The 12,776-nt window shown below is 58.9% G+C and carries 12 protein-coding genes and 3 pseudogenes; 11 read left to right on the forward strand and 4 right to left on the reverse strand.

The annotated features are described in order from the left end of the window. The first annotated feature begins 306 nt into the window (after positions 1–306). The 5 genes and pseudogenes from ACMX3H_RS09140 (at position 307) to cmoB (ending at position 3,927) form a co-directional block, all read left to right on the forward strand. Positions 307–882, forward strand: a complete 576-nt coding sequence (locus ACMX3H_RS09140; RefSeq protein ID WP_415210584.1) for a hydrolase — start codon at positions 307–309, stop codon at positions 880–882. Then, positions 863–1,627: a DUF72 domain-containing protein gene (locus ACMX3H_RS09145; protein WP_415210585.1), complete on the forward strand. Its 765-nt coding sequence runs from the start codon at positions 863–865 to the stop codon at positions 1,625–1,627. Before ACMX3H_RS09140 ends, ACMX3H_RS09145 begins: the two co-directional genes overlap by 20 nt. A 106-nt stretch (positions 1,628–1,733) precedes the next feature. Further along, positions 1,734–2,129: pseudogene (locus ACMX3H_RS09150) on the forward strand (MAPEG family protein). Between the two features lie 86 nt (positions 2,130–2,215). Beyond that, positions 2,216–2,959, forward strand: a complete 744-nt coding sequence (gene cmoA / locus ACMX3H_RS09155; protein ID WP_415210586.1) for a carboxy-S-adenosyl-L-methionine synthase CmoA — start codon at positions 2,216–2,218, stop codon at positions 2,957–2,959. Continuing rightward, positions 2,956–3,927, forward strand: a complete 972-nt coding sequence (cmoB, locus tag ACMX3H_RS09160) for a tRNA 5-methoxyuridine(34)/uridine 5-oxyacetic acid(34) synthase CmoB (RefSeq protein WP_415210587.1) — start codon at positions 2,956–2,958, stop codon at positions 3,925–3,927. The genes cmoA and cmoB overlap by 4 nt, the downstream gene beginning before the upstream one ends. 254 nt (positions 3,928–4,181) lie before the next feature. Here the strand turns inward: cmoB and cutC are convergent, their stop codons facing one another. Further along, the gene (gene cutC, locus ACMX3H_RS09165; RefSeq protein ID WP_415210594.1) at positions 4,182–4,934 is read right to left on the reverse strand and encodes a copper homeostasis protein CutC; all 753 of its coding nucleotides are present in this window, start codon (positions 4,932–4,934) and stop codon (positions 4,182–4,184) included. Between the two features lie 110 nt (positions 4,935–5,044). Between cutC and ACMX3H_RS09170 the strand changes: the two genes are divergently transcribed. Further along, a complete protein-coding gene (locus ACMX3H_RS09170) occupies positions 5,045–6,211 on the forward strand; it encodes a MalY/PatB family protein (protein ID WP_415210588.1) in 1,167 nt (388 codons plus the stop codon). A 5-nt stretch (positions 6,212–6,216) separates the two neighbouring features. Here ACMX3H_RS09170 and ACMX3H_RS09175 read toward each other — a convergent pair whose 3' ends face one another. After that, entirely contained in the window at positions 6,217–6,606 is a 390-nt protein-coding gene (locus ACMX3H_RS09175; protein ID WP_415210595.1) for a VOC family protein, read from the reverse strand. Positions 6,607–6,861: 255 nt separating this feature from the next. Beyond that, positions 6,862–7,692: a DNA-processing protein DprA gene (gene dprA / locus ACMX3H_RS09180; protein ID WP_415210589.1), complete on the reverse strand. Its 831-nt coding sequence runs from the start codon at positions 7,690–7,692 to the stop codon at positions 6,862–6,864. A gap of 132 nt (positions 7,693–7,824) precedes the next feature. On the opposite strand from dprA, the gene def reads away from it, so the two are divergent. From def to mscL, 5 genes and pseudogenes are all read left to right on the forward strand, one after another. Continuing rightward, on the forward strand, positions 7,825–8,361 hold the full coding sequence (gene def, locus ACMX3H_RS09185; RefSeq protein ID WP_415210590.1) for a peptide deformylase: 537 nt from the start codon (positions 7,825–7,827) through the stop codon (positions 8,359–8,361). Positions 8,362–8,369: 8 nt separating this feature from the next. Further along, entirely contained in the window at positions 8,370–9,320 is a 951-nt protein-coding gene (gene fmt / locus ACMX3H_RS09190; RefSeq protein WP_415210591.1) for a methionyl-tRNA formyltransferase, read from the forward strand. Between the two features lie 73 nt (positions 9,321–9,393). Beyond that, positions 9,394–10,695 carry a 16S rRNA (cytosine(967)-C(5))-methyltransferase RsmB gene (gene rsmB, locus ACMX3H_RS09195; RefSeq protein ID WP_415210592.1) on the forward strand — a complete coding sequence of 434 codons (1,302 nt, stop codon included), beginning with the start codon at positions 9,394–9,396 and terminating at the stop codon, positions 10,693–10,695. Between the two features lie 134 nt (positions 10,696–10,829). Beyond that, positions 10,830–12,206, forward strand: coding sequence for a Trk system potassium transporter TrkA (gene trkA, locus ACMX3H_RS09200; protein ID WP_415210593.1), 1,377 nt, complete (start codon positions 10,830–10,832; stop codon positions 12,204–12,206). 98 nt (positions 12,207–12,304) lie between these two features. Further along, positions 12,305–12,643, forward strand: a pseudogene (gene mscL / locus ACMX3H_RS09205) (large-conductance mechanosensitive channel protein MscL); the annotation flags it as partial. 53 nt (positions 12,644–12,696) lie between these two features. Here mscL and ACMX3H_RS09210 read toward each other — a convergent pair. Beyond that, positions 12,697–12,744 (reverse strand): annotated as a pseudogene (locus ACMX3H_RS09210) (hypothetical protein); the annotation flags it as partial. Between the last annotated feature and the right edge of the window lie 32 nt (positions 12,745–12,776).

Consider the following 12,776-nt stretch of genomic DNA (forward strand, 5'->3'; position numbering starts at 1 on the left):
AAGTCCAGCGGGAAATTGGGACGACGTCTTGAGGGTTTTGGTGGGGTTTGTTTCATGAATTGCGCCCATTAAAAAAATAATGGACATCATCTTCAATAACTTGATGGGGAATTAACAGACGGCGCTGGGCGTACGCTTACGTCTGCGCTGCCAACGCACCCGTCGCTGAAATTAGCGATTCTCCTCATAAATATTAACAAAATTCACCACGGCGACACTGTCACATCCCGCATGGAGTAACATACTCTTGGCTGACCGGCCCGGCCCACCCGCGGGTTTCGGCCATTATTGACTCACGGAGATCCCATGCTTAAGCTCAGTCCTTCTCGTACCGCCCTGGTGCTCATCGATTTACAAGAAGGGATTTTACCCTTCGCCGGCGGCCCGCACAGCGCCGCGGACGTCGTCAAACGCGCGGCCGTGCTGGCGCAGGGTTTTCGCGACGCGCACGCGCCGGTATTTTTGGTCCGCGTGGGTTGGTCGGCCGATTTCGCCGACGTGTTGAAACAGCCGGTGGATAGCGCCAGCGGCGGCCCCGGCCCGCTGCCGGCCACCTGGTGGGACATTCCCGTCGCCCTACAGGCGCAAGACAGCGACATTCGCATCATTAAACGCCAGTGGGGCGCCTTCTACGGCACCGAATTGGAAATGCAGCTGCGCCGGCGCGGTATTCAAACCATTGTCTTGGGCGGGATTTCCACTAATATTGGCGTGGAATCCACCGCGCGTAATACCTGGGAGCTGGGTTTCGAGCTGGTGCTGGTGGAAGATATCTGCAGCGCCCACGATGAGACCCAGCATAACGGCAGCTTCCAGCATATCTTCCCGCTCCTGGGCCGCGTGCGCCGCATTGCGGAAGTGCTTGACGCCCTGGCCGGTTAACGCCCGCCACTTCAACTGCGTGGAGGGCAACACCACGCTGTACGCGCTGCCCGATGCCGTGCGAGTGCGCGAGTGGCGCGCCATGACGCCGGAAACGTTTCGTTTTTGCTTCAAGTTTCCCGCCACCATCAGCCACCAGGGCGGGCTGCGCCACTTCCAGTCGCCGCTGGCGGCGTTTTTCGCTACCCTCGCACCGCTGGCGGACCGCATCGGGCAATATTGGCTTCAGCTGCCGGCGGCATTTGGCCCGGCGGACCTGGACCGACTTTGGGCCTTGCTCGACGCGCTGCCGGCGGATTTCCACTACGGTGTGGAGGGGCGCCATCCGGCTTTTTTCACCAAACAAGACGAAGAGCGTGCGCTAAACCGCGGCCTGCAGCAGCGGGGCGTCAACCGGGTGATCCTCGACAGCCGCCCGGTCCATACGGCCCTCCCCACTTCCCCGGCGCGGCGCGCCGCCAAGCAGCAAAAACCCAAGCTGCCGGTGCATACGGTGGTGACCGCCGGACGGCCCTTGGTGCGCTTTATCGGTGCCGACGACCCCGACGATAACGTCACGCTGTTCCAGCCGTGGCGGGCCCGTTTACCGCAATGGCAACAGCGGGGAACGCTCTTTTTGTTTATCCACACGCCGGATATCGCCTTTGCACCGCCGCTGGCCCAGCATTTGTGGCCGAAACTGGCAGCACAAATCCCCGCTATGGGCCCAACGCCGCATTGGCCACAGCAGGAAACGCTTTTTTGAGCGGTCAAAACCGCGCGAACCACCCGCTTTTTTTTGCGACACCGCCGGTGACACAGGCTATTATTTTGCTCGCGAAAAGTTGGGTGAACGAGGGAGTAACGTTAGGATGGTAAGCGCGCTTTATGTCGTGCTGGGTGCATTGTTGCTGATAAAGTTATCGCTGGATGTCGTCAGGCTCAGGACCCAATACCGCGTGGCCACGGGTGACGGCGGTTTTTATGAATTACAGACCGCTATCCGGGTGCACGGCAACGTGGTGGAATATATTCCCATCGGCCTGATTTTACTGGTGTTGCTGGAAATGAACGGAACCCCCAACTGGACATTGCACATCTGCAGGCTGCTGCTGATGGCCGGTCGGCTGATGCACTATTATGGTCTGCGCACGCGGGAATACCGCTAGCGGCGCGCCGGCATGAGCGCCACTTACTGCGCGTTGATGCTGATGGTGCTGCTTAATCTCTGGTTCATGCCCTGGGATGTGGTGCTCAGCTGGCAGTAAGGGGGCACCCGGCTGCGCGCGGGACACATGCTTTATCGCCGCTTTCTGATAGAATAGGGGTTTTGCACAACGACGCCTATTTTGCCATGACCCATCGTGATGACCTTTTCTCGGCGCCCATAGCCAGCCTGGGCGACTGGACTTTCGACGATCGCGTCGCCGAAGTCTTTCCTGATATGATCCAGCGTTCCGTCCCCGGCTATTCCAATATTATCTCGATGATCGGGATGCTGGCCGGCCGCTTTGCCCGCGCGGGAACGCAGATTTATGATCTCGGCTGCGCCCTCGGCGCCGCGACGCTCGCGATGCGCCGCACCATTCACCATACCGATTGCCGCATTATCGCGGTGGACAACTCGCCGGCGATGATAGCCTGCTGTCGGCGCCATATCGAAGCATTTCGCGCCGAGACGCCTACGGAGATCGTCGAAGGCGATATACGCACCGTCCCCATTGAAAACGCCTCGCTGGTGGTGCTCAATTTTACCTTGCAGTTTCTCGAACCCGAGCAGCGCCAAACATTGCTTAATCGTATTTATCAGGGGCTCAATCCGGGGGGTGCCGTGGTGCTATCGGAAAAATTCAGTTTTCAGGATCGGCGCATTGGCGCACTGTTGTTCGATATGCATCACGATTTCAAACGGGCCAACGGCTATAGCGAACTGGAGATCAGCCAGAAACGTAGCATGCTGGAAAATGTGATGCTCACCGACACGGTGGAAGAGCATAAACAGCGTCTGGCCGAGGCGGGTTTCGGTCATGCCGAGGTCTGGTTCCAGTGCTTCAATTTCGGCTCATTGATTGCCATCAAACCGGAGAGCGGGCAGTGAGTCAGTTTGCCGATTTTTATCAGCTTATCGTCAAGAGTCCGTTGAGTCACTGGCTCAATACCCTGCCCGCACAACTGAGCGAGTGGGAACATACTTCGTTGCACGGCAAGTTTACCCAGTGGTTTAACGCGGTGGAAAAACTGCCGACGCTGACCCCCGCGCGTCTGGATCTCCTGCACGGCGTAAGCGCGGACAGCAACCCGCCGCTGCCCGTCGGCCAGCGGGCGGGGATCGAATCCCTGCTGCGCCAGCTGATGCCGTGGCGTAAAGGCCCCTTTTCACTTTATGGCGTCACTATCGACACCGAATGGCGCTCTGATTGGAAATGGGAACGCGTGGTGCCGCATATCGCGCCGCTGGCCGGCCGGCTTATCTTGGATGTCGGCTGCGGCAGCGGTTACCACCTGTGGCGGATGGTCGGCGCCGGCGCGCAACTGGCGGTCGGCATCGATCCGATGCAGCTGTTTTATTGCCAATTTGCCGCGGTGCGCAAGCTGCTCGGCGATGATCTACGGGCGCATCTGCTGCCGTTGGGCATTGAGCAGTTACCGGAATTGGCCGCCTTTGACACCGTGTTTTCCATGGGGGTGCTGTATCATCGCCGCTCGCCGCTCGATCATCTGCTGCAGTTAAAAAATCAATTGGTCAGCGGCGGTGAACTGGTGTTGGAAACCCTGGTCATCGAAGGGGACCAGAACCAGGTGCTGGTCCCCGGGGAGCGTTACGCCCAAATGCGCAACGTCTACTTTATTCCCTCCCCCGCCGCCTTGATCGGCTGGCTGGAAAAATGCGGGTTTGTTAACGTGCGTCAGTTGGATATGTCGGTGACCAGCACTGACGAACAGCGGCGCACGGCGTGGATGACCAGCGAATCCCTGGCGGATTTCCTGCATCCCGACGACCCGCGACTGACCATTGAGTGCCACCCCGCACCGCTGCGGGCGGTTATCGTGACGGAGAAACCCTGACGGCAAACGGCGCGGCGGGGTGAAAGCGCCCCTTCGCCGCCAGTATGCGCCCCATCACCGATAAGGAAGGCGCGCTAATGCGTCCGGTTGCCGGCGCGGGCGTTAATTAGGTAATGGCCAGTCGTCATAGCGTAGGCCCAGGAAGGGCGCCGTCACCGATTAACACGAGATAAAAAGAAGCCCCAACAAGAGGTTGGGGCTTGGTACTTGCAAGCATCACGTGGGTTAAAGCGTGTGCGCGGCAAAATCGGTTATCACGCCGGACGCGTCGCAACGGGCAACACGGTCAGCGCATGTTTCATATTGGCTACCATTTCACCGTCTACCCGGTAACGGCTGAATTCGTCCGCCTCGCTGTCGGCGCTCATGCTGACGCCCGCTTTCCGGTAGCGCATGCCGGAGGGAACAAATTGACCGGCGGAGCTGTGCAATTCTTGGATCCCGCTTTGCACAAACTTATGCAGGTTAGTCAATCTCACGCCCCCTCCCGCCATAATGATTGGACCACGACTGAGCTCGGTCAGTTCCCTCAGTAACGCCAAACCTGTTTCCGCGCTTTGCTGTTGACCGGAGCTTAGGATGCGCGCCACCCCTAAATCGGTTAATTGCCGCAGCGCCTGATAAGGATTGAGGCACATATCGAAGGCGCGGTGGAAAGTGACCGCCATCGTGCCGGCAAGGTGCATAATGCGACGCATACGCGCCAGATCAACGTGCCCGTCCGCATCGAGCAGGCTAATCACCAACCCCGGAAAGCCCATATCACGGACCTGCGCGACATCATTAAGCATCACCTCGAACTCGGCAGCGCTATAGCAAAAATCGCCGCCGCGCGGGCGGATGATGATGGGATGAACCGGCAACGCAACGCGGTCGCGTACCGCCTGCAGCGTTCCAAAACCGGGCGTCAATCCCCCTTCTTTTGGAGCACAACAAAGCTCAATCCGGTCCGCGCCCGCTTGCTCTGCCGTTATGGCGCACTCCGCGCTATAGCAGCAAACTTCCAGTTTTTTGGCATGGTATACTACTCCTTTCTTAACGGCCCTGAATTACTGGCATAGCACACTATGCCAGCAAACGGCGGCGTTATTGTTGTTAATTGTGCAGGGAAAAGACTATGGCATTCAACTTCGATGAATGTATCGACCGGCGTCACAGCGATAGTTATAAATGGCAAAAGTACGCCGGGCGGGATGTCATTCCACTCTGGGTGGCCGATACAGACTTTCGTTCGCCTCCCTGCATTATCGAGGCGTTGCGCGCCCGTGTCGAACATGGCGTGTTTGGCTACGGCTCGGCGCCGACGGACCTGACCGAGATTTTCATCCATCGGATGCGCGAGCGCTATCAGTGGGAGGTCAAGGCGGAATGGCTCGTTTTTCTACCGGGCCTGGTGAGCGGCCTGCATCTGGCGGTCCGCGCCCTGACCGCGGCAAACGAGGCGGTGGTCATTCCTAATCCTATCTATCCGCCGTTCCGCGCGGCCGCCCGCAGCGCGGGCCGCGAACAGCGGCTGGCGCCGATGCGACTTGAGGCCGATCGTTGGTGCGTGGATTTCACCGGCACCGATCCCGCGCTGACCGGCAACGAACGCCTGTTGATGCTGTGCAATCCCCACAACCCCGGCGGAACTGCCTATCGCCGCGAAGAGCTTTTGCAGCACCTGGCCTTTACCCGTGAGCACAATCTGCTGGTGTGCTCCGATGAAATTCATTGCGATTTATTGCTGACCCCCGGTCTGCGACATATCCCCTTCGCGTCCCTGAACGAGGACGCGGCACAGCGCAGCATTACCCTCATGTCGCCGTCGAAAAGCTTCAATATCCCCGGACTTGGGGCTTCGGTTGCGGTAATACCCAATGCGCGTCTGCGCATGAAGTTCGCCACGCAGCGCGCGGGCATGGTGCCGGCCGTGGATGTGCTGGCGCTGTGCGCCGCTAACGCCGCCTGGCGCGGCGGCCAGGATTGGCTCGGGGAGCAGATTGACTATCTGCGCGCCAATCGCGACCGGCTCGCGGCTCGCCTGCGGGATATGCCCGGTCTGACGCTGGCTGGCCCCGAGGTGACCTATTTGGCCTGGATTGACGCCAGCGGCCTGGACGTAGCCGATCCACACACCTTTTTTGAACAGGCGGGCGTCGGTCTCTCCGCCGGCGCCGATTTCGGCGACCGGCGCTTTGTCCGGCTCAATTTCGGCTGCGCCAGGGGGTTGCTGGACGCCGCCCTGGATAGGATGGTGCAGGCAATCAACAGAACCAACGCGCATAGCGGGTCGCTGCCCTAACAACGTCAAGGGCGCGCGGTGGTAACGATATCGCGCAGTCTATGGGGGTGAAATTTCACGGTGACGCGGCCATCACTGATCGCAAGCGTAGGATTGGCTAATGTCTCCTCCTGAGAGCGCGGCTGGCTTTGTTTGATGCGCAAATCGGGCGAGGCCAGCGCACTCTCCGAGATCAGCGGCCGCGGGTAAAGCGTATCCGCCTCTCCCGGCAGCACCATTTCAATATGTTCCCATCCTTCATGGGGATATCGCCGCTCGCCGGGCCAGGGAAGCTCAATACAATGGAGCGCTTGTCCTTTTAAAACCAGCGGCGTCGTCAGTTCAAACAGTGCAATGTTAGTAAGCGCCCCATGGAGGACGTCTTGAATTATTGGTGGGTTTGTTGTATGAGACAGTAAACCTACGTTACACGCTTATGCTCATTGCATTTTCACATTGTATTGATTTTAATAATTTTTATTTCTATCCCGGTTTGAGTGATATGAAATTAGTGGTTCTGAAGTTTGTGATAGTGTCCATTAAAATTTAAGTGGACACTATCATCGCCGGATTATCCATGATCTGACAGCCGTCCCTTATAGGATGCGGGTTCACTAGGCATCGTAATGGAACATATTCTTACCGGGCCATACAACAAACCCACCAATAATTCAAGACGTCCTCCACGGGGCGCTTACCTGCCGGATAAGCCAATGGGTACCGGCACTAGATGGGCTGCCCAGCGGGCCTGGCAAGGCAAAGACCTCTCGTCCCTGATCCAGCGCACAGCGCGCCGTGACCAGCGAACCGCTTTTTATTGCCGCCTCCAACACCAACACCCCCATGCTTAACCCGCTTATCAAACGGTTACGAAAGGGAAAATTCATCGCCAGCGGCGGCGCATAGGGCAAAAACTCCGAAACCAGCGCGCCTTCGTGCGCGACAATTTCGGCGGCCAACCGGCAATGCTGGCGCGGATAGCCGTAACCGATCCCGCAGCCCAACACCGCCCCGGTCTTTCCCCCGGCGGCCAGCGCGGCGCGGTGGCAGACCCCATCAATGCCGAGCGCCAGACCGCTGGTGATAGTCAGGCTGGCGGCCGCTAGCTGACTGGCGAAATAGTCGCCCCATTGTTTACCGTATAGGCTGTATTGCCGGCTACCGACCATCGCCAGCTGTCGCGTTTCCAGGCAGGCGGGATCCCCTGCGATAAAGAGCGCCGGCGGCGGGCAGTCGAGCGCGGCTAGGCGGCGGGGATAACGCGCATCGTTGATGGCAAGCAAATGGTGACCCGGTTGCGCTAGCCAGCGGCGCGCGCTCTCCAGTTCGCCCGGCGAACAGCGACGATAGAGGTGGTGCTGCCGCGGGGTTAAAACCGCATTTAACAGCGCTTGCGGGTCCAGCAGCGCCGAATCCGCCGTTTTGGCTAGATATTCCTTGGCCCGGGCGCCGTTTACCCCCTTTACCGCCGCCATGCGCAGCCATATTTCGCTCAATGGCATTTTCCCTCCTTCCCTTCCCTGGCGACCGGCCAACGCCGGGACATTTCCCGTCCAATGCTGTCAATCAGCCCCGGAAATGTCTAAAATAAAGGTAAATGTCGTTTTCATACTCAGATGCAGATTCAAACCACTATGTCATTATTGCAGGTATTACATTATCCCGACGAGCGGTTGCGCAAAGTCGCCAAACCTGTCGCCGACGTCAATGACGCCATCCGCCGCATCGTGGATGATATGTTTGAGGCTATGTACGCCGAGGAGGGGATCGGCCTGGCTGCCACCCAGGTTGATATCCACCAGCGGATCATCGTTATTGATGTCTCTGAAAACCGCGATCAGCGCCTGGTGCTGATCAATCCCGAACTGCTGGAGAAAAGCGGCGAGACCGGCATTGATGAAGGCTGTCTGTCGATTCCCGATCAACGAGGCTTCGTACCGCGGGCGGAAAAGGTGAAAGTGCGGGCGCTGGATCGCGACGGTAACAGCTTCGAGTTGGAGGCGGACGATCTGCTGGCAATCTGTATCCAGCACGAGATGGATCATCTGGTCGGCAAGCTGTTTGTTGATTATCTCTCGCCGCTAAAACGTCAGCGCATTCGTCAAAAAATGGAAAAACTGGCGCGTATGACCGCGCGGGCGGATAAGGATAAAGTAACCCAAACACCATAGGAATCATCGTGTCCGACTCTTTACGTATTATCTTCGCCGGTACGCCGGATTTCGCCGCGCGCCATTTGGACGCGCTGATTTGCGCCAAACATCAGGTGGTCGGCGTTTTCACCCAGCTGGACCGGCCCGCCGGACGCGGCAACAGATTGACGCCCAGCCCGGTCAAGCAGTTGGCGGAGCGGCATAGCCTACCGGTATATCAACCTTCTTCGCTGCGCAAACCCGAGGGGCAAGGGTGGGTGGCGGCGTTAAAGGCGGATATCATGGTGGTCGTGGCCTATGGCCTGATCCTGCCGCAGGCGGTCCTGGACCTGCCGCGCCTTGGCTGTATCAACGTCCATGGGTCGCTATTACCGCGATGGCGCGGGGCGGCACCGATTCAGCGAGCATTGTGGGCCGGCGACGACCGAACCGGCGTGACGATTATGCAGATGGATGCCGGCCTCGATACCGGCGCCATGCTGCATAAGGCCGCCTGTGCTATCAAGTCCGACGACACCAGTGCCTCGCTGTATGACAAATTGGCGCAAATCGGGCCGGGCGCCCTATTGACCACGCTTGAGCAGCTCGCCGCCGGCCGCGCCGCAGCCGAGCCACAAGACAACGCGCTCACGACCTATGCGGACAAACTCAGCAAGGACGAAGCCCGGCTCGACTGGCGCCTGCCCGCGGCACAGCTTGAGCGTTGCATCCGCGCCTTTAACCCCTGGCCCATCAGCTATTTCCCGCTGTCGGGGCAGCCAATCAAAGTTTGGGCCGCCAGCGTTGACGCCCGGCAGACGGCGTCATGTGCACCAGGCACGATTGTGGCCACGGACAAGGCCGGCATTCACATCGCCACCGTCGAGGGCGTTCTGACGCTAACTCAGTTGCAGCCGGCGGGTAAAAAAGCGATGCCGGTCCAGGATTTACTCAATTCACGCCGCGAATGGTTTATTCCCGGTACGTTTCTGGATTAATCTTCACCTTAAGGGTGAGCCGGCGGCGTTGGCCACCGGTTATATGGCGAGAGCCTCCACGGCCCGGTCTGCTATGAAAACACACTATAATCTCCGCGTTATCGCCGCCAAGGCAGTGGCGCAGGTGCTGGACCAAGGCCAGTCCCTCGGCGCCCTGTTGCCGCCGTTGCAGGCGTCTTTGAACGAAAAGGACCGTGCGCTGCTGCAGGAACTCTGTTTCGGTATTATGCGCGTCCTGCCGCAGTTAGAATGGATCCTGCACCAGCTGATGGAAAAACCGTTGACCGGTAAACAGCGGCCGGTTCATTACCTGCTCATGGTCGGTTTGTATCAGTTGATCTACACCCGCATCCCTGCCCATGCCGCGCTGGCGGAGACGGTAGAGGGCGCGGTGGCGCTGAAACGGCCGCAGCTAAAGGGGCTGATTAACGGCGTGTTGCGCCAGTTCCAACGCCAGCAGGCAGCCTTGCTGGCCGAGGCCGCGCAACTGGACATCCGCCACCTGCATCCCTCCTGGCTGCAAAAACGGATCCTGGCCGCCTGGCCGGCGCAGTACGCGCAGATAATCGACACCAACAATCAACGGCCGCCGATGTGGCTGCGGGTCAACCGCCGGCACCACGGCCGTGACGCCTATCTGGCGTTGCTGGCCGATGCGGATATCGCCGCCGTCACGCACCCGCAGTTGCCGGACGCCATCAGGCTGGAGATGCCGTGCAACGTTGGCCGCCTGCCTGGCTTCGATCGGGGCTGGGTAACGGTGCAGGATGCATCGGCGCAGGGCTGCGCCTTGCTGCTGGCACCGCAGGACGGTGAGGCCATCCTCGATCTGTGCGCCGCCCCCGGCGGCAAGACCACCCATCTTTTGGAGATCGCGCCCGCGGCGCGAGTCACCGCGGTAGATGTGGACGGGCAGCGCGCGGCACGGATCCATGACAATCTGCAGCGGCTGGGCATGCAGGCGGAGGTTATCATTGGCGACGGGCGTGCGCCGGAAGACTGGTGCGGTAATCGGCTTTTCGATCGCATCCTGCTGGATGCGCCTTGCTCCGCGACGGGCGTCATACACCGGCATCCGGATATCAAATGGCTGCGCCGCGACGGGGACATCGCCAAGCTGACTGAATTGCAGCGGCAGATCCTGCACGCCGCCTGGCGGATCCTGAAGCCCGGCGGCACGTTGCTGTATGCCACCTGTTCGATTCTGCCGGAAGAAAACCGCGGTCAAATCGCCGCTTTTCTCGCCAGCCATCCTAACGCCCGGCTGCAGGAAACGGGCGATGCCGCCGCCCCCGGCTTGCAATGCTTACCGTCGCCGACGTCGGGTGATGGTTTCTTTTACGCTAAGATGATAAAAGGGACGCAGGCCCCCTGACGGCGGGGATAACAAAGAGACGCTCACCCGCTATCGGCGCGAATGATAAAGGTACACGCCCGCTATCGGTGCGCATGATAACAGGTGCCCCCCGCCCGCTAACGGCGTGCTTGGCTGAACACAACGGGTCATTTATGAAAATTATCATCCTTGGTGCGGGGCAGGTCGGCGGCACGCTGGCGGAAAACCTGGTCGGTGAGAATAATGACATCACCATCGTCGATACCAATCCTGACCAGCTGCGCCAGTTGCAGGACAAGTTCGATTTGCGCGCGATCCAAGGGCACGGGTCACATCCGCGGGTCCTGCGCGATGCCGGGGCGGAGGATGCCGATATGCTGGTGGCGGTCACCAACTCCGACGAAACCAATATGATTGCCTGTCAGATAGCCTATACGCTGTTCAAAACGCCAAACCGCATCGCCCGCATCCGCTCCCACGATTATGTCCGCGAGGCGGAGCGGCTGTTTTCGCCGGAAGCGGTGCCTATCGATCATTTAATTTCCCCCGAGCAGCTGGTCACCGATAACATCTATAAACTGATTGAGTACCCCGGCGCGCTGCAGGTGGTCAATTTCGTCGAAGGCAAAGTCAGCCTGGTGGCGGTCAAGGCCTATTATGGCGGGCCGCTGGTCGGTAATGCCCTCTCTTTTCTGCGCGAACATATGCCACACATCGAAACACGCGTCGCGGCGATTTTTCGCCAGGACCGGCCGATTCGCCCGCAGGGTTCGACGATTATCGAGGCGGGCGATGAGGTGTTCTTCGTGGTCGCCTCGCAGCATATCCGCGCGGTGATGAGTGAAATGCAGCGGCTGGAAAAGCCCTATAAGCGCATCATGATTGTCGGCGGCGGTAACATCGGCGCCGGCCTGGCTTATCGGCTGGAAAAAGATTACAGCGTGAAACTGATTGAGCACGATCAGGAGCGGGCCGCGTCGCTGGCGGAACGGTTGCATGATACTATCGTCTTTTACGGTGATGCCTCTGATCAGGAGCTACTGGCGCAGGAGCATATTGAACAGATCGACGTCTTTATCGCCATCACCAACGACGATGAAGCCAATATCATGTCCGCCATGTTGGCCAAACGGATGGGCGCGAAAAAGGTATTGGTGCTTATCCAGCGGCGCGCCTATGTGGATCTGGTGCAGGGCAGCGTTATCGACATCGCTATTTCACCGCAGCAGGCCACGATATCAGCGCTGCTGGGGCATGTGCGCAAAGCGGATATTGTCAGCGTCTCCTCGCTGCGGCGCGGGGTGGCGGAGGCGATTGAGGCCATCGCTCATGGCGACGAGAGCACCTCGCGGGTAGTTGGCCGCCATATCGACGCCATCAAACTGCCGCCCGGCACTATTATCGGCGCCATTGTCCGCGGCGATGAGGTGATCATCGCCAATCGTAACAGCCGTATCGAACAGGGCGACCATGTGATCATGTTCCTGACCGATAAAAAGTTTGTCAGCGATGTGGAACGGCTGTTCCAACCCAGTCCCTTTTTCCTTTAGACATCGACATATCGTCGGCCTATTCGGAAAAATACCCCCCTGGTAAATCATTCATCCTTTGTTAGACTTAGTTCATTCACAAATGATGGAGCAAGCCTATGAGTTTCTTACAAGAATTCCGCAAATTCGCGATGCGTGGCAACGTGGTCGACCTGGCGGTCGGTATTATCATCGGTGCCGCTTTCGGCAAAATGGTCTCTTCTTTAGTGGCCAACGTCATCATGCCGCCGCTGGGGTTGCTGATCTGCGGGATTGATTTTAAGCAATTCAGTTGGGTGCTCAAGCCGGCGCAGGGAGACACGCCGGCGGTGGTAATGGAGTACGGAATTTTCCTGCAAAATATCTTTGATTTCATCATCGTAGCGTTTGCTGTGTTCTGTATTATCAAGCTGATAAACAGGATGCACCGTAAAGAGGAAGAAAAGCCCGCCGAGCCGTAGGCCATCTGCCAGAAGCCAAACCCGGCCTGGCCGCGCGCCTCTGCGCCAAACTTGAACTGCTTGCGCATAAACACGTCCGGGCTGTTGATATCGGTCATGGCGACAAACAGCGGGGCCTGGCGCTGCTGGA

It is taken from the genome of Sodalis sp. (in: enterobacteria), assembly GCF_047607725.1.
GTDB lineage: Bacteria > Pseudomonadota > Gammaproteobacteria > Enterobacterales > Enterobacteriaceae > JBLKSS01.